Raw genomic sequence first — 24,091 nt, forward strand, 5'->3', positions numbered from 1 at the left:
GGGCGATCAATCTGGGCCAAGGCTTCCCGGAAACGGACGGTTTCCCGCAGGTGCGCGAAGCCGCTGCGCGAGCGCTGATGGAGCAATCCAACCAGTATGCGCCGATGCGCGGTCTGCCGGTGCTGCGTCAGGCGGTCAGCGACTTTTATGCCTGCACGCAAGGGATCAGGCTCGATCCAGACCGCGAGGTGGTCGTCACCTCCGGCGCCACCGAGGCGATCTGCGCCGCGCTGCTGGCCCTGATCACGCCGGGCGACGAGGTCGTGGTGTTCGAGCCGATGTACGACGCCTATGTGCCGCTGATCGAACGCGCGGGCGGCGTACCACGCATCGTGCAAATGTCGCCACCGCACTGGCGTTTCAGTGACGACGATCTGAAGGCGGCGTTCAATGACCGCACGCGCGCCGTGCTGTTGACCACGCCGAACAATCCGACCACGACCTGCCTCGACCGCGCGCAACTTGATTTGCTGGCCCAATATTGCGAGCGGTTCGACGCTTATCTCATCGCCGATGAAGTCTGGGAGCAGGTGGTGTTCGGCCGGAAACACTTAAGTGTGCTGCACCATGACGCCTTGCGACATCGCAGCATAAAGATCGGCTCGGCGGGCAAGATCTTCTCGCTGACCGGCTGGAAGGTCGGCTTTGTCTGCGCGGCGCCGGACCTGGCCGACCAGATCGCCCGCGCGCATCAGTTCATTACTTTCGCAACGCCGCCCGCCTTGCAGCATGGCGTGGCCTACGGGTTGAACCTGCCGCAGGCCGTATTCGACGCGGCGCTGACCGAACTGGCGCAGCAACGGGCCTGCTTGAGCGAAGCGCTGACCGCTCAAGGTTTTGCGATCCAGCCGGGCGAGGGGACGTATTTTCTCAATATCGACCTGCGGGCATCGGATATTGCGTCCTCTGGCCTCGATGTCGCGCAGCATCTGGTGCAGCATTGCGGTCTGGCCACCATCCCGCTTCAGGCCTTCTGCCCGACGGGTCGCGACCTGCCTGTGCTGCGGCTGTGTTTCGCCAAGTCGCCGGAAACCCTGACCGAAGGCGCGCGGCGTCTGGGGCTATTGCGCGGCGCACAGATCTGAGGCCAGCGCTGCGCAGACCCCGGCGCGAAACGCCGCCATGCCCTGTTCGGCCTTGTCCTGCCGCACCTGGCTGCGCATGAAATCGGCGGCGTCGGGCCACAGGCGGCTGTAGGCGAAGGGATGCAGGCGTGCGGCGATATGGGGCGCGGCCTTGATCACATGCTCGACATTGTCCTGCGTGTCGTCGATGAACCAGACATCGTCATAACGCACCGGCAGGCTGTGCAGCAAAAGATCGAGCATCAGTCCTTTGTCCTGACCGGCGACCAGCATCACGCCATCGGAAACCGTGACCGGGCGGAACGGGCCGGTCTGCGCCCAGCCTGCGCGCACGCTGGCGGCATGGATTTGCGCCTCGCCCAGCTTGCCGCGCTTCACGCACAGAGGCGCGCCGCATTCGGGCGCCGACGACAGATCAACTCCGGCCTCGCCAAGCGCGCGCTCGGTGGCGCCGCGCAGGTCCGGGCCGCGCGCGCTCAGGGCGTAAACGGCGACGCCCTTCGTTTGCAGCTTTGTGATCAGCTTGGGCATATCGGCCTGGGTCGGCTGCATGACGCTCAGCTCCAGCAAGGCGCTGTTGTCACGCAGAAGGTCGCTGACCGCCGCCCGTCCTGCTGGCGTGGCTGCATCGTCCTGACCGCGCTTCCAGACGTACCAGCTATCGCCGCCAACATCCTGCCGCGTGGTCAGCAGCGTATTGTCGATATCGAACACCACCAGCACGCGGCGGCCGTGCGCCTTGGCCTGCAAGGCTTCGGCGACCGGAACGGCGAGATCGTCCGTGACGCGCTCCGCCGGAACCGGACGCGGCGTGTGATGGCGGACAGGGTGATGGACGGGGCGCGCCTCGACCGCGTGGGCGGTCAGGGCGGCAGCGAAGAACAGGAGCAGAAAGCGTTTCAACATCGTGCGTCTCATGGCGGGGGCGAACCCTAGCCATCCCGCCATGCGAACGCAACAGATGAAACTATCTTACCCCGGCATTGACCAGGGCCTGCAAGGCCTTGAGGATTCCGCTGCGGATTTTCGCATTGTGCGGCCCAAGTCCGCCCTGATGGCCTTGCGGAATATGCGCGACCGGATCGCCATCGGTCTGGAAGATGTAATGGTCGAACATGGTCTTCCAATAGGCCTTGTCGGCGGGGCTCACGTCCTTGAGCGCCAGCAGCGCCGCCAGAAACGGCGTCAGCGGATTTTCGGCGGTCGGCGCGCTGTTGCCCCACCAGTAATTGACCAGCACGTTGAAGGGCGAGAGCGACTGGACATGGTGCCACCAGTATTTCGGGATGTAGATGGCGTCACCGGGCTCCAGTTCGGCGACCTGAGCGTGCTTTAACGCCTCGGCCAGTTTGGGGAAGCGCTCGAAATCTGGCTCTTCAAGGCTGGCCAGCGAGATGGCGCGCCCGGATGGGTTATGCTCCATGGGGCCGATATAGAGATTGACCAGTTGCTCCGGCGGAAACAGGGTGAAACGCCGCCTCCCCGCCGCGACGCAGGCGATATTGTGGTCATTGTCGTTGTGAATCTGCGCGCGCGTGGCGTTGGAAATCCAGATGCGCGGCGCAATGGCGGGCGGCAGCAGCGGATTGGGATTTTCGGCGGCGAAACCCGGCAGGTGCTGCGGCGTCGGGGTGGACTGAATATAGATGTAGGGCGGGGCGGGTATGTCCATGACGCGCAGCAGATCATCCAGACCTGCGGACACTGTCTTCTGGCGGCGGTTGAAATTGAAGTCGCGCATGTCAGTGGCGTAGGCGAGGCGACCCTGGGTGCCGGTGTGCGCCTCCAGCACAGTGGTCGGGCGACCGTTATCAAATTGCTTTAGGTACGCAGCCACCGCTTGCGCGCCTTCGTCCGACCGGAGCGTGACCGGCCAGGCCCTGACCAGTTTTCGCAAAACGACAGGATGTGCGGCGGGCAGAATCTCCGTTGCAAAGCGGCGGGCGTCGACATCCGGTATTTCAATGATAGACGACAGGCGGGTAAGAGAAACACAGGTCATGCTGTCATAAATCGGGGAGAAACGGGCATACGCAAATTGTGGGCAAAGTGAGGCGGAAACATGACGGCAGTGGCTTGAAGTGCGCCGGCATCACTGACCTTGCCGCCTACCTGTCTGCACGATCCGCGTCGTGGAGGGAGTGGGATCGTTTTTGCAACTTCTGCGCAGTTTTTGAGGGGAGCGCACACATGGCGCGACTAAGTTTCGTGGCATATTTGTCGTGCAAATGGGAAAATTGCACGAAAAATCATGCCTCTGTCAAAATGCTCGGGTTTGGTGGAACTCATTGAAAGCGCTTCAAAAATTGCGATTTTCCTGAATCATACGTCAAATCCGGTCGAAAAACGCGCCTGTCGCGCGAAAAACCCGCGAACAGGTGTGACATTCATGCCATTGTATGACGGCATTGTGGCGATAAGCCCATATTACCTCTAGATATTTCAAGGGTGTTTCGGTAAAAAAAAGACGAAATAATTAATCAGGTCGAGAAGCGCTAACGTCACACCTTCCACGCAACGACGGTACTGGTCTCAATTATTTTTGACATAAACGTCAAAAATGCGAAGACGGAAATGTGGCGAGGGGTCGGCGAATAATTCAGGTGAGGGGCGGTCGCCGCCACCATCTCTACGCTACAAGCTATTCGGTCTCGATTGACTGTTTTGGAACATTCAGTGTCACCGGTGGAAGATTCGGGCCGCCGTAAGGACAGCTTAGGGAGAAGATATATGAGAAGTTCCAATGGCAAGCCCAGGTTTGGGGCGAACCTGCTTAAGGGCGGCGTTTCTGTATTAGCATTGAGCGCAATGGCCGCGACTTTGGCCGCGCCGGCCTTTGCGCAGGACGCAGCGAGCACCGACACCTCGGCAAAAAGCGACAAGAGCACCGAGGTCGTCGTTGTCGGCGTGCGCAAGGCGCTCAAGACGGCGCAGGATCTGAAAAAGAATGCCGATACTATCGTCGACTCGATCACCGCCAATGACATCGGTTCGTTCCCGGACAAGTCGGTCGCCGAAGCTCTGCAGCGCGTCGCGGGCATCACGGTCAATCGCTTCGCCGCCACCGGCGATACGGCGCACTTTTCGGCGGAGCCGTCCGGCGTCGTCGTCCGCGGCCTGCAACAGGTCCGTTCGGAATTCAATGGTCGTGACATCTTCACTGCAGACTCATCGCGCGGCTTGAGCTGGTCCGATGTGTCGCCGGAATTGATGGGCGGCGTCGACACCTACAAGAACCAGACGGCGGAACTGATTGAAGGCGGCATCGCCGGCACGATCAATCTGCGCACCCGTCTGCCCTTTGATCAGAAGGGCCAGTTGATGGCTCTGACGGCGGAATATGTCTATGGCGACAAGGCCAAGCAGGGCGAGCCGGGCGTTTCGGGCATCTATTCCAATCGCTGGGATACGCAATGGGGCGAATTCGGCTTCATGATCAACGCGGCTCACTCGAAGGAAGTGACCAATTCGCAGGGCATTCAGTACGGTCGTCTCGTGCCGGTGGAAAATTCGGCTTACTGGAATATCAATCGCATCTATGTGCCGATGACGATTTCGCTGCGCGACAACGTCTATTATCGCACCCGTGACGGCGTGTCGCTGGCCGGCGAGTGGCAGAACCATGACCACAGCATGTTGCTAACCTTCCAGTACAACCAGTCGAAAAAGGTTGAGCAATGGGAAGAATATGTCGCTACCTCGTCCACCGGCATTGACGCCTGGGCGCAGCAAATCAACTATGTCTCCTCTGGTGGTAATCTTGAATGTTACGGCGGCGCCAGCGCCTGCTCGTTTAACTCCGACGGCGTCCTGACCAACGGCACCTTCGTGAACTCCAACGGGGCATGGTATGGGTCGTGGGACGCGCCCGACGGCGTGACCTCTCCGAGCGGCGTCTCGGCGACCGCGCCGAATGGACTGATGCGCACCTGCTATAGCTGGGAGACCAGCGCCGTGCCCTGTCCGGCGACGCAACGCGCCGGCACGTTTGAAGCCTCGACGCGCTGGAGCGACAGCAAGAACGACACGCGCGACGCCTCGCTGAACTTCAAATGGGACGTCAATGACAAACTACACACCAATTTCGATGTGCAGTATGTCGATGCGATTCAAAAGAACTACGACATCTCCGATGGCTTGCAGACTTACGCGCAGGCGAACATCAAATATGACGGCGACCACCCGACCATGACCTTCGCCGATGATAACAGCGGCTGGTACGATGCGGCGACAGGTACGACCGCAGCGGCCAACGGGCTGAACTTTGGCCAGAGCGCGGTCGGCTGGTATCTGGCGCCGGGCGGCATTTCCAATCCGGCAAATTATCGCATGCACTGGATCATGGACCACCTGACCGATTCTCAGGGCCACGAATTCGCCACGCGCGCCGACCTGGCCTACAGCTTCGATTCGCCATGGTTGAACACTTTGAAGGCTGGCGTGCGTTACGCCGATCGCGAACAGACCGTTCGCTGGAGCACCTACAACTGGGCCAGCGTGGTCAATAACTGGTCGAACTACGACGCCGATAATTATTATATCACCGGCTCCGCTTTCCCCGACCAGAACGCTTATGGCACGCATACCTTTAACCAGAACTTCTTTGGCGGCGGCGCGACCAATATTTCGGACATCATCTTCTTCAAGACGGCTTATCTGAAAGATCGTCAGACGTTGGATAAGACCTTCGACATGACGCACTATCAGCCGGTCTACAGCGACACGGGCGCAAATTCTAACGCCTGGACGCCGATCTGTTATCGCTCGGATGAAACGGATGGCTGCTTCCGCTCGGCGGAAGTCGCAGACGTGTCTGAAAAGACGTCGGCGGCGTACGTGCAGTTGAAATTCGGCGGCCCCGACGCCAATATCAACGGATTAAACATCGTGGGCAATGTCGGCGTACGCTATGTGCAAACCATCAACGAAAGCACCGGCGGCGTGATCTATCCGGGCGACTCGATGACCTACGATTCGACGCCGCTTGTCGAGTCGCCGGCTGGCAGCGGTCATTTTGTGCCGAGCATTACCTACTATATCTCCGCTGACGATCGCGCTTTCCTGGGGACTGTGAACAACAATGTTCAGACAACCAAGGCGACCCATATCAACTGGTTGCCAAGCTTCAACGTGCGTGTGGGCCTGACGGACACCTGGTTCCTGCGTTTCGCCGCGTCGCGCGCCATGTCACGCCCGGATATCGGCAACCTGAAGAAATATACGGCCATTGGAGCCACGATCCCCAGCACGACAGCGAATACCCTCGATTGTAATGCGACGACCGGCGCCTTTATATGTGACAGCAGCGGAGCGATCCAAAAGACGAAGATCACCTATACGGCCAACGCCAACAATCCGACCCTGAAGCCGATTACCGCGGATCAATTTGATCTGGCGGCGGAAGATTACTTCTCGTCAACGGGCAGCTTCACCTTCACGATGTTCTACAAGAAGTTCCACGACTATATCCAATATGGTCGTTACACGGCGCAGTACACCAATGCCGGCATCACGCGCGACGTTATCGTCAGCGGTCCGGTCAATGGCGACGGCGCGTCGATCAAGGGCTTCGAAGTCGCTTACCAGACCTTCTTCGATAAGTTGCCGGCGCCGTTTAACGGCCTGGGCATCCAGACCAACTATACGCACCTGGTTAATTCGGGCATCCACAGTTCGAACGTGGTGGTCAATTCCGGCGACGGTTCGTCTGGGCAGCTAGGGGGGGGGGCGTCAGGTACAACTGTAGCCGCCAATGCCGCCGTGTCCTATACCAACCTGCCGCTCGAAGGTCTGTCAGACGACTCCTACAATCTGATCGGGATGTACGAAAAGGGCAACTGGTCGGCGCGTCTGGCTTATAACTGGCGCTCGAAATATCTGGTGACGTCGCAGGACTGCTGCGTGGTGTTCCCGATGTGGCAGAAGGCGGCGGGTTTTCTCGATGGTCGTCTGGCCTACCGCATTAACGAGCATGTTGAAATCTCGGTCGAGGGCAGCAATCTGCTCAACACCCAGACTGTCCTGATGCAACAGGTCGATGGTCCGATGAGCAATGGCACTAACAATCCGACGAAGCTGATACCGGCTTCGTGGTTCCAACAAGACCGCCGCTTCCAAGCGACGATCAGCCTGAAATACTAAGGAAACCAGTATATTACCGCATTTGACGCGCAGCTTGACGGCTGCGCGTCCTTTTTTTATGCGCGGCGCATTTGTCGCCTTGACCGGACGACGGCTTAGTCGCATGTCTAATAAAAACCTATAAAAATCGCAGTCTGAGAAAACGCAGAGGTCATGAATCCAACGCCTATGAAAATTGTCATTCTTGGTGGAGGCACGGCGGGTTGGATGACCGCCGCCGCGTTCAGCAAGGCTTTCAATCCAGGCTTTTGCAGCGTCCGTCTGATCGAATCAGATGAGATCGGAACAGTCGGCGTAGGCGAGGCCACCTTGCCGCAACTTAAGGACTTCAATGATTTTCTCGGACTCGACGAAGCCGAATTTATGCGCGAGACCAACGCCACCTTCAAGTTGGGTATCGATTTCCGCAACTGGGGCCGCAAGGGCGACAGCTACATTCATCCCTTCGGCATTCACGGCCAGGCGATCAATGGCGTGCCTTTGTTTCAGTACTGGCTGAAGGCGCGGGCGCATGGCGACATGCCGAGCCTTGAAGACTATTCCTTTCCGATTATGGCGTGCCGCAGCCTGAAATTCGACTTCCCGTCGGATGATCAGCGTTCCGTGCGTTCAACCTTTTCCTATGCCTATCAATTCGATGCGGTGCTTTATGCGCGCTTTCTCAGGCGCTGGACCGAGGCGCGCGGCCTGAAAAGAACCGAAGGCAAGGTCGTGAACGTCACATTGCGACCAGACGATGGCTTTATCCAATCGCTCACCCTGGCTTCCGGCGAGGTGATCGAGGGCGATTTGTTCATCGACTGCTCAGGTTTTCGCGCCCTGCTGATTGGCCAGACCTTGCAGGCCGGGTGGGAGGACTGGACGCCCTGGTTGCCATGCGACCGGGCGCTAACCGCGCCTTGCGATCGCGAAGGGGACTTCACGCCCTATACGCGCGCTACGGCGCAGGAGGCTGGCTGGACCTGGCGCATCCCGCTGCAGCATCGCACCGGCAACGGCTATGTCTTTTCCAGCCAGTTCAGCACGGAGGAAAGGGCGCGTGAGATATTGCTCGGCGCGCTCGACGGCAAGGCGCAGGCGGAGCCGCGTCTGCTGAAATTCGCTGCGGGACGCCGCACGACCTCATGGCGCAAGAACTGTGTGGCCATCGGTTTGGCCAGCGGCTTTTTGGAGCCTTTGGAATCGACAAGCATTTATCTGGCGCAGATCGCCTCGGATTTTCTGATCCGCATGTTCCCGGACCGAGGCTTCGATCCGAAGCTGACGGGCGAATTCAACCGAATGATCGATATCGAGTACGACCGCGTGCGCGATTTCCTGATTCTGCATTATCACGCCAACCAAAGGCCGCCTGAGGATGATCCTACCGGGCTTTGGCGTTATGTGCGCGAAATGACGGTCCCTGACTCATTGCTGGAAAAAATCGAAATATTCCGGCATCGCGGCCATATCCATCGCTATCGGGACGGATTGTTCGCGCCGCCAAGCTGGATCGCCGTCTATACTGGGCAAAACATCCTCCCCGAGCATTATGACCGCCAAGTGGACAATATGACGCTGGACATGATTCGCGAGAAAATGGAGGAGATGCGCGAGCGCGTCACCGCTAATGTCGCCGCCTTGCCAACACATGCCGAGTTTTTGCGTTCCTATTGCGCCCTGGCCATGGACGCCGCCGCACCGGAGGCGGGACATGCCTGAAGCCGTCCGCCCAACCCGCCTGGTCATCGTCGGTCGTGACGACGCGCTTTGGCTTTCGGCGAATATTCTGTGGCGCGCCTTTTCTGAGGCGGGCTTTGAGATTACGGTCGTTGAACTGCCCTCCATGCTGCGTCCCGGAGAGGTTTACCCTACACTGAAGCAGCAGGAAGCATATCACACCCTGCTGGGCTTGCGCGAAGAGCCTATGATGCAGGCTGCGCAGGCGACCTACAGCCTTGGGCAGCGCTTTTCCAACTGGCAGAAAACCAGACCTCCGTTCATTCACGGCTATTCGACATACGGTCGGCCGATCAATCGCGTCGCCTTTCACCACTATTGGGTCAAGGCGCGCGCTCAGGGGATGAAGGCGGAATTCGACGACTTTTCGATCAATGCGGTCGCCGCCAAAAATGGGAAATTCTTCTTTCCGGGCGAAGATGTCGACGGTTTCGCCATCTGTGACTACGCTTATCACCTTGAAGCGCAGGGCTATTGCGGCGTATTGAAAACCGTCGCGTCCGGGCGTGGCGTCAGGATTATACCGGGGCGCATCGCCGAGGTTGTCCGCGACGCCGAAACTGGCGACATCGCCAGTATCCGGATGGTCGGCGGTGAGAGCGTTTCCGGCGACCTATTCATCGATGCGTCCGGCTCGGAAAGCGCCTTGCTGGGGAAGGCGCTGAATGTCGGTTTTGAATCCTGGCGCAAATGGTTTGTTTGCGACCGGTTGATGACCACCTATGCGCCAGTCTTGTCGCCATTGCCGTCATTCAGCCAGGTTTCGGCCTTCCGATCCGGCTGGACCGGCATGTTCCCCTTGCAAAACTGCACCGCCGTGCAACAGGTTTACGCCAGCCTCGACATGGCGGACGAGCAGGCCTTCGAAGCCTGCGGCATCGTCACATCAATGCAACTCAACCCCGCCCCTGTCGTCACGCCGTACGAGGCGGGCGTGCGCGGCGCTTTTTGGGAGAAGAACTGCATCGCCATCGGCGAAGCCGCAACGGTCCTCGACCCGATCGACAGCGTGCGCATGCACGTGAATCTGCTCGGCCTTTCGCATTTGATTTCGCTCATGCCCGTCACCCGCGACTGTCGGTTGGAGCGCGAAGAATATAACCGGAATACGCGGTCAGCGGTCGAACGCATCCGGGATTATCAACTTTGCCATTATATCCTCAATCAACGCTTCGGTCAGCCGCTTTGGGATCATTGCCGGACGTTGGAAGTTCCAGACAGCCTCCGCTATAAGCTGGACCTGTTCGCCGCGCGCGGCAGGCTCGTGGTTTATGACGATGAAACCTTCGAGGATGATGACTGGATTGCGATGTTGTTGGGTCACGGCCTCATCCCGCAGGCCTATGATCCGCTTGCGGATCAAATCAGCGACCCTGAGGCCATCCAGCAATTTCAGAAAATGCTTGGCTTTATTCGCTCTGTCGTCGCGCCGATGAAGCCCATGGAGGCGGCCCTGGGACGCGCCGCAACGCAGACGCAGGTCTATTGATGCAATCTCAGATCCGTAAAATCGTTATCGTGGGCGGCGGGACAGCGGGTTGGATGGCTGCGGCCGCATTCGTCAAGGCGCTTGGCGGCCATCTTTACGATATAGTTCTGGTGGAATCCGAGGACATCGGCACGGTCGGGGTCGGTGAAGCGACGATACCGCCGATCATGGAATACAATGCCTTTCTTGGCATAGTGGAGGACGAGTTCGTCAAAGCGACCAACGCCACGTTCAAGCTTGGTATCGAATTCCGCGACTGGCGTCGGTTGGGACATAGCTATTTTCACCCCTTCGGCGTGTTCGGCGCCGATATCGACGGCTTCAGCTTTTCGCATTTCTATTTCCGCCACTACTATCAGACTGGCGGCGGTCCGGTTGACATTGGCAAGTATAACCTCGCAACGGAGGCGGCCCTTCAGGGGCGGTTTGGCCATCTCAAACGCGAGGCTGGCAAACCCCAACTCAACTACGCCTATCAGTTCGACGCCGCCCTTTACGCCCGCTTCCTGCGTCGTTACGCAGAAGGGAGAGGCGTAAGGCGACAGGAAGGCTGTATCACCGATGTTCGTCAGCATCCTGAAACGGGTTTTGTTACCTCGGTGCAATTGCAGGACGGGCGCATTATCGAGGGCGACCTGTTCATGGACTGTTCGGGCTTTCGCGGCCTGTTGATTGAGCAGACCCTCAAGACGGGCTATCTGGACTGGAGCCAATGGTTGCCGATGGATCGGGCTGTCGCCGCGCCCTGCGAAAGAACGAACGATCTGCCGCCTTACACGATCGCTACGGCGCGTGAATCGGGTTGGCAATGGCGCATTCCCCTGCAACACCGAACCGGCAACGGGCATGTCTTTTGCAGCGCCTATATCAGCGAAGACGCCGCCGCGGACACCCTTTTGGCCCATCTGGACGGCAAGCTGACGTCGGATCCCAAGGTCTTGCGGTTTACGACAGGGCGCCGCCGTAAGGCATGGTGCAAAAACGTCGTGGCGCTGGGTTTGGCGGGCGGCTTCCTTGAGCCGCTTGAATCGACAAGCATTCACCTTATACAAGCCGGTCTGGCCAAGTTCCTGGCCCTGTTCCCGCGTCACGGCTTCAATCCTCACATTATCGCCGAATATAATGCGCAGATCGAAGAGGCTTACGACAACATCAAGGACTTCCTGATCGCGCATTACAAGGTCAGCGAACGTAACGATTCGCCGTTTTGGCGCTATGTCCGTCAGGTGGAGATTCCAGACAGTCTGCAAACCCGTCTGGACGTGTTTCGCGCCACCTGCCAGACATTGTCGCGCGATACGGAACTGTTTCGTGAAGTCAGTTGGGTTGCTGTGCTGACCGGGCAGGGCCTGACGCCGGAAGATTATCATCCGGCGGCCGACGCCATGGACGATGATGAACTTCGTCTGCATCTTGGCCAGTGGCGCGCCGCCGTTCTGGAGCGCGTCAAGACTCTGCCGACGCATGAGGATTTCATCCGGCGTCATTATGCGTCTGACGCCTTTCTGAACCTGCAGAGAGCTTAACGCGTTTTCCCAAAAAGTGGTTCTACTTTTTGGATAAGAAAAAGCGACACAACAAAGACTTAGAGCGGTCAGCTTTCGGTATTGAAAAACAGATTAGCGGTCAGGCGGCCGTGAGCTGGGTCGATGCTGAGTCCCTCATACGTATCCAGTCGCGCCGAATGCAGTTGTCCGGCGCGGTACAGAATCAGGCGGTTGAAATGCGGCTCGACATAGACGATCTCTTCGTAAGCCTCGCGCGGATCGAGTCCCGCGGCCACTTCCTGCTGCCGGACATGACGGAATTTGTCATTGCGGGTTGGCGTGATCAGTTCGAAACCTGTCGCCTTGTGACGGTAGAAGGCCGTGCCGCCGGACGGTATGAGGCTGAAATAATGCACGCTCGCAAAGCTGTCGAGGCGATGCGTGTCGGTATGAGGCGCAGCCTGGGCAGGCGTCATCTGGTCGCGCGCAATCGTCGCCAGCCCCATAAAGCCATAGGCCTGTAATTTGAGATTTGGGCGCATGCCGAAGATATCGACCAAGGGCTGACGCAGCACATGCTGCAAAAGCGATAAATAGCCGTCAGGCAAGGACGCCATCAGGCCGGGATATTTCGATGTGGACGGCGGCGCTGCGAAGGCGGCTTCAATGGCGGCGGCGCGCAACGTCTCTGGATTGTTCAGGACATTGTCCGCGACGAGTACGCGATGCCCTTCCTGGCCGAACGTCCAGACTTCGATAGTGGGAGCAGGATTGAGCGACAGTTCGGAATGAACGCTATCAGACATGCGACCCCTTGTTATTTTGCGAACGCATCCTTGCGCCTTCCTGAGGTGGGCGCGAATTGCAACGGCCTGCGATTTGTAGCAGAAGAGCGTGATAAAGGGAGGTCAAAGGCGTGTCAGTACATAATTTCAAAGTCGGTCTTGAACAGACTCCGGTCGTAGTCATCGATAATTTTGTCGCGGATCCGGATCGTCTGGTCGATATCGCCGTCGACATGGCGCCTTTTCCCGGCCAGAGCGGGCACTACTATCCGGGACGCCGCCGCCGGATTACGCCGCAGGATGGTGAAAGCTTCGATTATGTGCGCGCCGTCTGCCAGTCTCTCGCGCCGATCATGGACAGCGCCTACGGCGTGACCAGATATGATATTCTAGATGCAGGCTTTTCACTGGTCACAACGCCGCCAGAGGCGCTTGAACCCTTGCAGAGCATCCCGCATTTCGATCATCACGAAGCGGACGGCTTCGCCATCCTGCATTACCTGTCCAAAAGGCCCGGCGGCGGTACGGCCTTTTACCGCCACGAAACCTCCGGTTTTGAAACCCTGTCGGCGGAGCGGCTGGAGGCCTATGCAGAGGCGCGTCGCCGTGATCTGGAGAGCATGGGCGTACCGCAGGGTTATCATCGCGGCGACCGCAACGGCTTCGTCGAACTGGCCAGCGTAGAGGCGCGTTACAACCGCGCCGTCATCTATCCGGGCAGCCTGCTGCATTCCGCCTTTCTGCCCGACAATTTCAACTTCAGCCCGGACCCCCGTCTTGGCCGCCTGACGGGCAATATTTTCGTCCGCGCTACGGTCTGGCGGTAAGCGCGGTCTCCAGCTTTGTCAGGCCTTCCTCCAGAACGGAGTCGGAGGCGGTCAGCGGGCAGAGCAGGCGGATGGTGTTGGCGAAGACGCCGCACGACAGAAGGATCAGGCCATTGTCCTGAGCGCGTGTGGTGACGGCTTTCGTGGTCGCCGCGTCGGGCGCGAAACCGCCGCGCTCACTGACGATGTCAAAGGCGATCATGCCGCCGAGACCGCGCAAGGCGCTGATCGGAACGATGTCGTTGCGGCGCGACAGGGCTTCGATGCGAGCCTTCATCTTGTCGCCCTGCCGGTTGGCGGCGTCGAGCAGGTGTTCCTCCTCGATGACGTCCAGCACGGCCAGGGCCGCCGCGCAGGCGACCGGATTGCCGCCATAGGTGCCGCCAAGGCCGCCCAGTTCCGGCGCGTCCATCACCTCGGCGCGTCCGACCACGCCGGACAGCGGATAGCCGCCGGCCAGCGATTTCGCCATGGTCATCAGGTCAGGCTTGACGTCGTAATGCTCCATGGCGAACAGCTTGCCGGTGCGGCCAAAGCCCGTCTGCACCTCGTCGGCGATCAGCAATATGCCGTGCTGGTCGCAGCGTTCGCGAAGGGCGCGCATCAGCTCCGGCGGGGTGATCAGGAAGCCGCCTTCGCCTTGCACCGGCTCGATGATAATAGCGGCGACCGTATCGGGCGCTATGTCGGCGCGCAGCAGGTAGTCGAGCATTTTCAGGGTGTCGGCGACATCGACGCCATGCGCCTCGACCGGGAAGGGCAGGTGATAGACGCCCGCCTGAGCTGGTCCGAGCCCCTTCTTGTACGGAACCACCTTGCCGGTCAGGGCCGAGGTCAGGGCGGTGCGGCCATGAAAGCCGCCGGAAAAGGCGATGATATTGTCGCGTTTCGTATAGGCGCGGGCGATCTTGATGGCGTTTTCGACCGCTTCGGAGCCGGTGGTCAGGAACAGGGTCTTGGCGGGCTTGGTCACTGGCGCCAGCGCGTTCAGCCGTTCGGCCAGGGCGATATAGGGCTCATAGGGCGCGACCTGGAACGCCGTATGGGTAAAGGCGTTCATCTGCGCCAGGGCGGCAGCCTGCACCCTGGGGTGACGGTGGCCGGTGTTCAGCACCGCGATGCCGCCCGCAAAGTCGATATAGCGCTTGCCGTCCACGTCCCACAGCTCGGCGTTTTCGGCGCGCGCGGCGTAGATTGTTGTGGCGTGACCGATGCCGCGCGGTACGGCGGCTGTGCGGCGGGCGGCGAGATCGGCGTTGTGGGTCATGGCGAGGCTCCTCATGGGACCACATCAGATAGCATATTGTGATCACAATATGCCAGATGGCGCGCAAAAAAAGAGGCGGTTCCGAGGGGGAGAACGGAACCGCCTTAGAAGCCTAACTGTCACTCTTCCGAGCCGTGTCTGCGAGGCAAGGGCGACCGCCCGCCCGAGCTTATGCGAGGAAAGCCTTAGTGGCGATTGAACGCCTCAATCAATGCACCTGCGACATATCCACCGGACCTTGCGGTTTGGGCAGGATCCAGGCCAGGAAGGCGCAGGCGACGAAGACGGCGGCCGCGCCCATGAAGACTTCATTGGTCGAGATCATCAGGGCCTGGCTGCTCAAAAGCTGGTTGGCCGTGTCGAGGCCGCCGTCAGGGCCGCTGGTCACCGAAGCGGGCAGGTTGTGAAAGTTGACGAAGGGCGCCAGTTCCGCATGGCTTTTGCTGGCCCCGTTCTCCCAGGCGGTCGTCACGAAGGAGGTCGCCACCGCGCCCGCCATGGTGCGGATGAAGTTCTGCAAACCGGAGGCCGAGGCGGTTTCTTCCGGGTTCACGGCGCCCATCGACACCTGAATCAGCGGCATGAAGAAGAAGGGCATGCCCGCGCCCGCCAGGAAGATCCAGATCGAGATTTCGGTATGCGACATATTGGTGTTGGCGATCGAGCGCATGAAGGTGATGAAGGCCAGCCACATCACGCCGAAGAAGATCAGCCGACGCGGATCGACCTTGGTGGTCAGTTGCGAGGCGATCGGCGCGGCGACGATGGCCAGAATGCCGATCAGACCTGTGGCGTTGCCCGCCGAGGTCGCCGTCCAGCCGAGATTGGTCTGCATCCACAGGGGCGCAATGACGTTAATCGCGAAGAAGGAGCCGATCATCAGGGCCAGACAGATCATGGCCAGCGAAAATCCGGGATGGCGGAAGACGTGCAGATCGACGATCGGATGCGCGTCGGTCAGCTCCCAGATCATAAAGGCGACAAAGCCGAGCGCGGCGGTCACCGCCAGGCCGACGATCAGCGGTGAGGCGAACCAGTCGCGATCCTTGCCGAGGTCGAGCATGATCTGTAGCGCGCCGACCCACAGGATCAGCAGCAACAGGCCGACGACATCGACGCGCGCCTTGACCGTCTGGGTTTCCTGGCTGGCCAGGACGCGCCAGACGAGGAAGCCCGCCAGAATGGCGATCGGCACGTTGACAAGGAAGATCGAACCCCAGCCGAGATTGTCGCACAGCGTCCCGCCCAGCACCGGCCCCGCAATCGGGCCGACCAGGGTGGTGATGGCCCAGATCGCCATCGCCGCCGGTTGCAGCTTCTTGGGGAAGATGGTCAGTAGAAGCGTCTGCGACAGCGGCATCAGCGGACCGCCGCAGAAGCCCTGAATGATGCGGGCCAGGATCAGGATGTGGAAGGTCGGCGACAGGCCGCACAATAACGAGGCCAGGCCAAAGCCAATCAGCGCCATCGAAAAGACGCGCACCGTGCCGAAGCGCGCCGCCAGCCAGCCGGTCAGCGGCACCGAGATCGCCTCGGCCACCGCATAGGAGGTGATCACCCATGTGCCCTGCGAGGTCGAGACGCCGAGCGCGCCGGCGATGTTCGGCACCGAGACGTTGGCGATGGAGACGTCGAGAATGGCGACGAAGTTGGCCAGGGCCAAGAGAACGCCGCACATCCACAGGGTCATGCCCTGAAGCTGGACGTGTTTAGGGTTGGGCTCGACGCTGGTGGCGTCAGCCGTCGTATCAGAACCGGACATGGTCTGGCTCCCCGATAAAAGTGACACTCGAAAAAAGGCCGCCGCCGAAGCGGTCGGCCTTTAAAGGCTTATTGCGCGCCCGACACGTCGATCTTGGCGTCCATGCTCATGCCGACGCGCAACGGGTGCTGTTGCAGTTCCTTGGGGTCGAGCGCGATGCGCACGGGCAGGCGCTGCACGACCTTGATCCAGTTGCCGGTGGCGTTCTGCGCAGGAATGACCGAAAAGGCCGATCCGGTGCCGCCGGACATGCCGACCACCTTGCCGTGGAACTTGACCGAGCCGCCATAGACGTCGGCGGTCAGGGTCACGGGTTGGCCGATGCGCACCTTCTTGAGCTGCACTTCCTTGAAGTTGGCGTTCACATAGGCGCTCTGGATCGGCACGACATCCATCAGGGGCGTGCCGGGCTGGACGCGCTGGCCGACCTCGACCGTGTTCTTGGCGACCACGCCGTCGATGGGGGCGCGGATGACGGTGCGGTCAAGATCGACCTGCGCCTGCTGCACCTTGACGCGGGCGGCGACCACCTGCGGGTTGTCGCCGACGTCGACATTGGAGATCAGCGCATTGTTGGAGGCGCGCTGGCCCTGTGCGGCGGCGGCCTGCGCCTGAGCATTGTTGAGCGCGGCTTTCGCCTGATCGAGCGCGGCCTTGGCCGAGGTCAGATCTTCGCCGGTGACAGCGCCGATCGACACCAGCGTCTTGCGGTCGTCATAGGCCTTCTGCGCCTTGTCGAGGGCGGCCTGGGCCGAGGCGACCTGGGCCTGCGAGGCCTGCACCTGCGCGGCGTAGGTGGCGTCGTTTTCGTAGATGGTCGAGACCTGACGGTTGACCTGATCGAGCTGGGCCTGCGCGGCGGCCAGGGCCAGCTTGGCGTCGGTGTCGTCGAGGGTCAGCAGCACATCGCCCTTCTTCACCGGCTTGGTGTCGTAGATATCGACCTGCGCGACCGGCGCGGCGATCTGGGCGGTGATGGTGGCGGACGACGCATCGACATAGGCGTTGTCGGTGGAGACGGTCTTGCCGCCGAACAGCAGTTCATAGCCGCCCCAGACCAGGGCGATGGCGACGACGGCGCCGCCGAACATCAGGAACAGGCGGCCGCGATTGGAGGAGGCTTTAGGAGCCGGAGCCGGATTGGGGGAGGTTTCTTGATCGGACATGGGTTTGACTTTTCAGAAAAATCTTATTCGGACTGATAGCCGCCGCCCAGAGCGGCGATGAATTTGATGCGGTTGTCGTAGGCCTGCGCCGTGAGATCGTTCAGCGCGCTTTGCGCCGAGGCGACGCGGATCTGTGCGGCGTCGATCTCAAGCTTCGTGGCCAGACCGCGCTGGAAGCGCGCCTGAGTCAGGTCGAGCGTCTGTTGCGCGGCGTCGAGCCGGGTCTGCGCCGTGGCGAGCTGGTCGGTGGTCGCGCGCGTGGCGGAAACCGCGTCGGCGACCTGCTGGAACGCCTTGGTCAGGGTCTGGTCGTAACTGGCGACCGCAGCGTCGTAATCGGCTTCGTAGGAGCGGTATTCAGCGTTCAGACGGCTCTGATGGAACAGGGGCAGGCTGATCGCCGGACCGATGCTGCCGATATTGGAGTTGGAATTGAAGAAGTTTTCCAGCCCGCCTTTGGACAGGGCTTCATAGCCCCATGACGCCGTCAGGCTGACATTGGGATAGAAGTCCGCCTTGGCGTATTTGATTCCGGCGGCCTGCGCTTCGACGCGCAGTTTCGCGGCGGCGACGTCCGGGCGGCGGCCCAGCAGGTCGAGCGTGGCGTTCTGCGGCAGGGCGCTGACATCCGCCGGTTTCAGGTGCGGGCGCGTAATCTGCGCGCCGCGGTCGGGACCGGCGCCGATCAGGGCGGCGATCAGGTTCTGCTGGCCGCGAAGCGCACCGTCAACCGAGGCGATCTGACCTTGAAGCTGCGCCTGCTGATCCTGCTCGGCCAGCACGGCGTCCTTGGTCGCCAGATGATGATCGAGCAGGGCCTGATTGAGCGCCACGCGGTCGTTCGAGGCGGCCAGCATGGCGTTCAACTGATCGCGCGCATCGTAAAGGCGGCTCAGCTCGACATAGGCCTGAGTGACGGTGGCGGCCAGGGTCAGGCGGGCGGCGTCGGCGTCAACCTTGGCGGCCTCGGCGGCGTGTTTGGCGCCGGTGATCGCCGCGCGGCTCTTGCCCCATGGGTCGAGATTGTAATTGGCGTCGAGCGTGGCCTTGGTCAGATTCCAGTAGTTTCTCGGCAGGTAAGCCTGAAACGCGGCGGGGAAGCCCATGTTCAGCGATTGCTTGGTCTCCAGGCTGCTGACGTTCAGGCTGGCGTCGGCCTGCGTGCCGGCCTTGATCTGCGCGCTCTGCGCCACGGCCTTTTCGATGCGCGCCTGCGCGACCTGAAGGTCGGGCGCGTTCTGGAAGGCTTCGGTGATCAGGGCGTCAAGCTGCGGGTCGCCGAAGCCTTGCCACCAGGTCTGAACCGGCCAGGCGCCGTTCGGCTGCGCGGCCAGGGTTTCGCTGGCGGCCAGATCCTCGGCCTTGAGCGGCGTCAGGGTCGAAGACTGCGGCACAGTGGCGCAGGCGCTCAGCAGGGCCAGCGCGCTGACCGCCGCCAAGTTCCTGAAAATAGAGGACTTGCCGTGAAATTTCTGCATAAGAGAGGACATGGAGGCTGTTGGTCCTGAAACACAAAAAGGTGAACCGTACTGTACAGTTTCGTTTCAATGCGCTATTGTGCAGTGCAAGTCAAGCACTAACTGTACAGTATGGTACAAATTCGTATGGAAATGTTGAACGAACAGGTACGCGAAACGCCGAATTTCAAAGATCAACGGCGTGAGCGCATCATTCAGGTCGCCCGAAGCGTTTTTTTCGAGGTCGGCTATGCGGGCGCCAGCATGTCGCTGATTTCGCAGCGTCTGGGCGGCTCCAAGGCGACGCTTTACGCCTATTTCAACAGCAAGGAAGACCTGTTCGCGGCGATCATCCGCGAAGGCTGTCAGGATATGGCGGCGATCTTTCAGGCGCATATCGGAACCAACGATCTGCGCTCGTCCCTGACCCAGGTGGCGCGCGAAATGATGAGTCTGATCCTGTCGGACTGGGGCAACCGCACCCTGCAACTGATCATCGAGGAAAGCCCGCGCAATCCTGAACTGCCGAAACTGTTTCACAACGCCATCGAATCAAGCGGCAAGCAGACCATGAAGCAACTGCTGTTGACCGCGCACGACAAGGGGCAGGTCAGGATCGACGATGTCGAGGTCGCGGCGGGGATTCTCAAAAGCCTGCTGTTCGGCGACATCCACTTCAAGCGGCTGCTGAACCTGTGCCCGCCGCCATCGCCGCAGGCGCTGCACACCCATATCGACCGCGCCATCGACGTCTTCCTGACCTATTACGGAACCGAAGGCCGCGCCGGTTAATCTTGTTTAAGATTTGGTGAACTTTTTAGGTTAACGTCTTGCGAATCAAGCTGGTACGCGAGACTTTACCCCATGATCCAGTCTCCCGACGATAAGTCCGCCTTTCAGCCCGACGCGGCTCTGGCAGGTTCGCTTTGCGAACTGGCCATGACGATGTTCGAGGTTCAGGGCGCGCGCCTGTCTCTGCATGGCGGCGCTCCGGTCGGGCGCGGCGTTGCGCGCGACCTGCCGGAACGCAGCGCGCTGTTCGGACGCGACGCGACGGCGGGTGAAGGTCTGATCCTCGCCGACGCCAGCCGCGACGCGCGTTATTTTCTCGATGCGGCGGTGTTGACGGCGCCGAATCTGCGCTTCTACGCCGATATGCCTTTGTCGGTCGAAGGGCGCGTTATCGGCCTTTTGTCGCTGATCGACCCGGTGCCGCGCGCTGATTTCGACGCCCGCCGCGCGGCCCTGCTGGCGGGGCTGGCCGAACTGGCGGCGGGCGTGATGACACTGGCGAAGGACGCCGGGCGGCAGGCAGGATTGAACGCCATGCTGCGCGAGGCGCTGAAGGCCCAGACCGAACGGCTGGACCGCGCGGCGCGCGCGGCGGCTTTCGGCTACTGGACGCTCGATCTGACGACGCGCGCCCTGTACTGGTCCGATGGCCTCTATACGATTTACGGCCTCAATCCCAAGACCTTCACCCCGACCCTGAGCGGTCATCTCGACATCTATGGTGAGGCGGCGGAGACGGTTTTGTCGCATCTGCAGCGCGCGGCGTCGGCGGGCGAGGATTTCGACTTTACCGCCACCATTGCGCGCCATAGCGACAAGGCGCAGCGCCGTCTGCACATCCAGGGCGGGATTGAGCGCGGCGCCGACGGTCAGCCTGCGCGGCTGTGCGCCGTGGTCTGCGACGTCAGCGAACGCGCGATGCGGCCCGCCGAGGCGCCGCGCGACGAGGCCCTGATGCGGCTGACGCAGGAATTGCGCCATCCGCTGCGCGATATTCTCGATGTGGCGCGTCAGGCCGGAACGGGCGCGGACGTCGCCGCTTTCAGCCAGGCTTTACGCGCCGACGCCGAGGCGCTGGATCGGCTGGCGCCGGAAGCGGAGACCACGCCGCCGGTCGCCCTGGGTGATGTTTTGCGCGCCGCCGTCGCGCCGTTCGTCGAACGCGCCCGCGTTCAGGATACGCGCCTCAACCTGCACTTCATCGACTGGACGCATCAACAGGCGCGCTGCGACGTCGCCCGGCTGGAGCAGGTCATGCACCACCTGCTCAGCCATGCCTGCAAGGCGACGCGCGGCGGGGTGATCAGCGTCACCGCCAGCCAGGTTCAGGCGGAGACCGAAACAGGCGCGCTGGAGACGCGGCTGCACGTGTCGGTGCGCGATTCCGGTCCCGGCATGGACGACGCCGCGGCGCAGAAGCTCCTGTCCGGCGCCAAGGGCGATCTGGGCCTGTCCATCGCCCGCACCCTGATCGAAATGATGGACGGCCATATCGGCGTTTACGCCCATCCGGGCGAGGGCATGCAGGTCTGGTTCGAAATCCCTGTGCGCTGGGTCAAGATGCTTGCGCCGCGTCCGCGTCATCTGGCGCCGGACCCGATGCGCGCGCCGGTCGCTGCAAAACCTGAGACGTCAGGGCGCGGACCGGCCTATGCGCCGCGACCGTCAAACCAGGCTGCGCCGCAACCGGTGGATGAGCATCGCCTCAACCGCGACTATCTGCGCGCCCTGTTGCAGGATATGAAGCTGAGTCTGGGCTAGGCGACGGCTTGCATTAGGTTTTCGCCAAATTTTAAGACCTTTCCTGTAACATGGTCATTTAAGCGCGACCCATAAGGTCGCCGGGGAGCGCCTGAACTTGACCGAAGATCTGAAAAGCCAGCGCGATCGCTATATCGCCTTTTCGCTGGCCGCCGCCGATCTTTTGATCGAGGTCGATGAGGATTTTCGCATCGTCAGGACGGTCGGCGCCACCCAGGCGCTGTTGAACCAGTTCGCCGCCGAGGTGATCGGGGGCGACGTCGCCGACATTTTTACAAAGAGCGAACGTCCATTCGCGCGCCGTCTGTTGCAGCGCGTCCAGATCGCCGGACGCATCGAGCCGTGCGCGCTCGATCTTGATCAGGGCGATCATCCGCCGTTGCGCGTCAATCTCGGCGCCTGCCACCTGCCTGGTCATCACGGCCACAGCTTTCTGAGCCTGACCGTTTTGACCGAGGCCGCGCGCGTCGAGATCGAAGGACGCGACGAGGCTTCCGGCCTGCTGGAGCCAGAGGCCTATAAGGCGTTCACGCAAAAGACGCTTAGTCGTGGCGGTCCGGGCGCGCCGGACGATATGAAGCTGGTGCGCGTGCGCGGCCTGTCGCGCGCGGTGCGCGACCTGCCCGATCAGAAGGCGCAGATGCTGGTCGGAGAGATCGGCGCCGTGTTGCGCGCCAACGCGCTGAACGGCGTCGCCGCGGCGCGTCTGTCGGAGGAGGATTTCAGCTATCTGCCCTCCAGCGCCGGCGAGTCGTCATCGCAGGGCCTGTCACAGGATATTACGGCGGCGGCGCGCGCGGTCGGCCTGCCCGACGATGTGCTGAACACCACGGTGCTGAATCTGGCCCTGTCGGTCGGCAATCTCGACCCGGACAGCATCGCCCGCGCCCTGACCTATGTGCTGAGCCGGTTTTCGGTCTCTGATCGCGCCCCCGTCAAGGATCTTGAAAGCGGCCTGCAGGCGGCCATGGCGGAGACGGTCAATCATTTCGATTCCTTACGCACTCTGATCGACGGCGGCGACTATACTTTGTTCTACCAGCCGGTCGTGCGCCTCGACGACCGCAGCACGCACCATTACGAGGCCCTGCTGCGCTTCTCGGATGGACGCGCGCCCTTCGACACCATCCGCATGAGCGAACAACTGGGCCTCGTACAGGAGTTCGATCTGGCCGTGGCGCGCAAGGCGGTGGACATGTTGAACCTGCGCAGCGACGTCAGCATCGCCATCAATCTGTCGGGTCAGTCGGCGCAAAACGACGCCTTCCGCGAATCCCTGCGTACCCTGCTGCTGCCCTTCCCGCACCTGTCGTCGCGTCTGTTGTTTGAACTGACCGAATCCAAGGCGATCGAGGACATGGAGGCGGCGGCCAACTTCCTGCGCTGGCTGCGCCGCACCGGTTATCAGGTCTGCCTCGACGATTTCGGCGCCGGGGCCGCGACCTATGCCTATCTGCGCCGCTTCGACGTCGATTACGTCAAGATCGACGGGCCGTTCATCAAGGAGGCCCGCGACAACCAGCGCCAACGCGCCCTGATCCGCTCCATCGCCGTACTGGCGCGCGAGTTGAACGCTGAGACCGTCGCCGAAATGATCGAGGACGAGACCACGCTGAAGCTGTGCGAGGAACTGGGCATAGATTACGGACAGGGCTTCCTGTTCGGCAAGCCCAAGGCGCAGATCGACATGCCGCGACAGGCCGTCAACGGTCGCCGCCGCGGCTTCCGCGAAAGCTGGGGCTGATCACGAATCAGCCAGATCGCCCCAAAGCTTATGCAGGGCCGGGCCACGCCCGCAGCCGAGATAATAGGCGTCGTAATGCGCGGCGTGGGTCTTCCAGAAATGCTGGTGATAGTCGGAAGCCGGATAGAAGGGCAGGCCGGTCGCGGTCGATTTGACGATCAGGGTGGCGATCGGCTTGTGCAATTGCTGGCCGACCGCCTGGTTTGAGGCCACGGCCCTGACGTATTGATCGTCATTATAGGTGAAGATGGCGGTGCGGTAGCTGGAGCCATAATCGCAGATCACGCCATTGGGGTTGGTCGGGTCGGTGTGATGCCAGAAGGTCTGCAGCAACTGGTCGTAGCTGACCTTGGCGGGGTCGTAGGTGACCTCGACCGATTCGACGTGGCCGGTGGTTTCGGTCACCACCTCCTCATAGGTCGGGTTCTTGACGTGACCGCCCATAAAGCCCGCGCGCGTCTTGACGACGCCCGGCACATGGTCGAACGCCTTTTGCATGCTCCAGAAGCAGCCGCCGGCGAAGACCGCGACCTGATCGGCGGCGCTGGCCGCGAAGGCCGTGGCGCTCAGAGCCATGGCGGTCAGGGTGAAGATCGTCTTTTTGAACAT

At 61.2% G+C, this 24,091-nt stretch carries 17 protein-coding genes; 9 read left to right on the top strand and 8 right to left on the bottom strand.

Annotated features, from left to right (window positions below; all coding sequences use genetic code 11):
* Window positions 1–1,085 (top strand): aminotransferase class I/II-fold pyridoxal phosphate-dependent enzyme (locus ACTHLA_RS02920; protein ID WP_440185264.1); only part of this gene is annotated, 1,085 nt, incomplete at its 5' end.
* Here the strand turns inward: ACTHLA_RS02920 and ACTHLA_RS02925 are convergent.
* Both ACTHLA_RS02925 and ACTHLA_RS02930 read right to left on the bottom strand, forming a co-directional pair.
* Window positions 1,062–1,991, bottom strand: a complete 930-nt coding sequence (locus ACTHLA_RS02925; RefSeq protein WP_440185266.1) for a DUF2608 domain-containing protein — start codon at window positions 1,989–1,991, stop codon at window positions 1,062–1,064. The genes ACTHLA_RS02920 and ACTHLA_RS02925 overlap by 24 nt on opposite strands.
* 61 nt (window positions 1,992–2,052) lie before the next feature.
* The gene (locus tag ACTHLA_RS02930) at window positions 2,053–3,087 is read right to left on the bottom strand and encodes a cupin-like domain-containing protein (protein WP_440185269.1); all 1,035 of its coding nucleotides are present in this window, start codon (window positions 3,085–3,087) and stop codon (window positions 2,053–2,055) included.
* Between the two features lie 806 nt (window positions 3,088–3,893).
* Here ACTHLA_RS02930 and ACTHLA_RS02935 point away from each other — a divergent pair.
* The 4 genes from ACTHLA_RS02935 to ACTHLA_RS02950 all read left to right on the top strand — a co-directional run bounded on the left by ACTHLA_RS02935 (window position 3,894) and on the right by ACTHLA_RS02950 (window position 11,960).
* Window positions 3,894–7,226, top strand: coding sequence for a TonB-dependent receptor (locus tag ACTHLA_RS02935; RefSeq protein WP_440185271.1), 3,333 nt, complete (start codon window positions 3,894–3,896; stop codon window positions 7,224–7,226).
* Window positions 7,227–7,394: 168 nt separating this feature from the next.
* A complete protein-coding gene (locus tag ACTHLA_RS02940) occupies window positions 7,395–8,927 on the top strand; it encodes a tryptophan halogenase family protein (protein WP_440185274.1) in 1,533 nt (510 codons plus the stop codon).
* Window positions 8,920–10,434: a tryptophan halogenase family protein gene (locus ACTHLA_RS02945; RefSeq protein WP_440185276.1), complete on the top strand. Its 1,515-nt coding sequence runs from the start codon at window positions 8,920–8,922 to the stop codon at window positions 10,432–10,434. The genes ACTHLA_RS02940 and ACTHLA_RS02945 overlap by 8 nt, the downstream gene beginning before the upstream one ends.
* Complete coding sequence (locus ACTHLA_RS02950) at window positions 10,434–11,960, top strand: tryptophan halogenase family protein (protein ID WP_440185279.1); 1,527 nt, start codon at window positions 10,434–10,436, stop codon at window positions 11,958–11,960. The genes ACTHLA_RS02945 and ACTHLA_RS02950 overlap by 1 nt, the downstream gene beginning before the upstream one ends.
* Before the next feature lie 68 nt (window positions 11,961–12,028).
* On the opposite strand, the gene ACTHLA_RS02955 is transcribed toward ACTHLA_RS02950, so the two are convergent.
* Window positions 12,029–12,727, bottom strand: coding sequence for a DUF6445 family protein (locus ACTHLA_RS02955; protein ID WP_440185281.1), 699 nt, complete (start codon window positions 12,725–12,727; stop codon window positions 12,029–12,031).
* 110 nt (window positions 12,728–12,837) lie between these two features.
* Between ACTHLA_RS02955 and ACTHLA_RS02960 the strand changes: the two genes are divergently transcribed.
* Entirely contained in the window at window positions 12,838–13,533 is a 696-nt protein-coding gene (locus ACTHLA_RS02960; RefSeq protein WP_440185283.1) for a DUF6445 family protein, read from the top strand.
* On the opposite strand, the gene gabT is transcribed toward ACTHLA_RS02960, so the two are convergent.
* The 4 genes from gabT to ACTHLA_RS02980 all read right to left on the bottom strand — a co-directional run bounded on the left by gabT (window position 13,517) and on the right by ACTHLA_RS02980 (window position 19,218).
* A complete protein-coding gene (gene gabT, locus ACTHLA_RS02965; protein WP_440185286.1) occupies window positions 13,517–14,800 on the bottom strand; it encodes a 4-aminobutyrate--2-oxoglutarate transaminase in 1,284 nt (427 codons plus the stop codon). The two genes, ACTHLA_RS02960 and gabT, sit on opposite strands and share 17 nt — an antisense overlap.
* A 208-nt stretch (window positions 14,801–15,008) precedes the next feature.
* Window positions 15,009–16,562 (bottom strand): DHA2 family efflux MFS transporter permease subunit, encoded by a 1,554-nt coding sequence (locus ACTHLA_RS02970; protein ID WP_440185289.1) that lies wholly within the window; start codon window positions 16,560–16,562, stop codon window positions 15,009–15,011.
* A gap of 68 nt (window positions 16,563–16,630) precedes the next feature.
* Complete coding sequence (locus tag ACTHLA_RS02975; RefSeq protein WP_440185292.1) at window positions 16,631–17,728, bottom strand: HlyD family secretion protein; 1,098 nt, start codon at window positions 17,726–17,728, stop codon at window positions 16,631–16,633.
* Between the two features lie 23 nt (window positions 17,729–17,751).
* The gene (locus tag ACTHLA_RS02980; protein WP_440185295.1) at window positions 17,752–19,218 is read right to left on the bottom strand and encodes an efflux transporter outer membrane subunit; all 1,467 of its coding nucleotides are present in this window, start codon (window positions 19,216–19,218) and stop codon (window positions 17,752–17,754) included.
* 114 nt (window positions 19,219–19,332) lie between these two features.
* On the opposite strand from ACTHLA_RS02980, the gene ACTHLA_RS02985 reads away from it, so the two are divergent.
* The 3 genes from ACTHLA_RS02985 to ACTHLA_RS02995 all read left to right on the top strand — a co-directional run bounded on the left by ACTHLA_RS02985 (window position 19,333) and on the right by ACTHLA_RS02995 (window position 23,482).
* Window positions 19,333–19,977: a TetR/AcrR family transcriptional regulator gene (locus ACTHLA_RS02985; protein WP_440185298.1), complete on the top strand. Its 645-nt coding sequence runs from the start codon at window positions 19,333–19,335 to the stop codon at window positions 19,975–19,977.
* A gap of 72 nt (window positions 19,978–20,049) precedes the next feature.
* The gene (locus ACTHLA_RS02990; RefSeq protein WP_440185301.1) at window positions 20,050–21,738 is read left to right on the top strand and encodes an ATP-binding protein; all 1,689 of its coding nucleotides are present in this window, start codon (window positions 20,050–20,052) and stop codon (window positions 21,736–21,738) included.
* A 97-nt stretch (window positions 21,739–21,835) separates the two neighbouring features.
* The gene (locus tag ACTHLA_RS02995) at window positions 21,836–23,482 is read left to right on the top strand and encodes an EAL domain-containing protein (protein WP_440185304.1); all 1,647 of its coding nucleotides are present in this window, start codon (window positions 21,836–21,838) and stop codon (window positions 23,480–23,482) included.
* Here ACTHLA_RS02995 and msrA read toward each other — a convergent pair whose 3' ends face one another.
* Complete coding sequence (msrA, locus tag ACTHLA_RS03000; protein WP_440185306.1) at window positions 23,483–24,091, bottom strand: peptide-methionine (S)-S-oxide reductase MsrA; 609 nt, start codon at window positions 24,089–24,091, stop codon at window positions 23,483–23,485. It lies immediately after the preceding gene.

The sequence above is a fragment of the Asticcacaulis sp. genome (assembly GCF_051956075.1).
Taxonomy (GTDB): domain Bacteria; phylum Pseudomonadota; class Alphaproteobacteria; order Caulobacterales; family Caulobacteraceae; genus Asticcacaulis.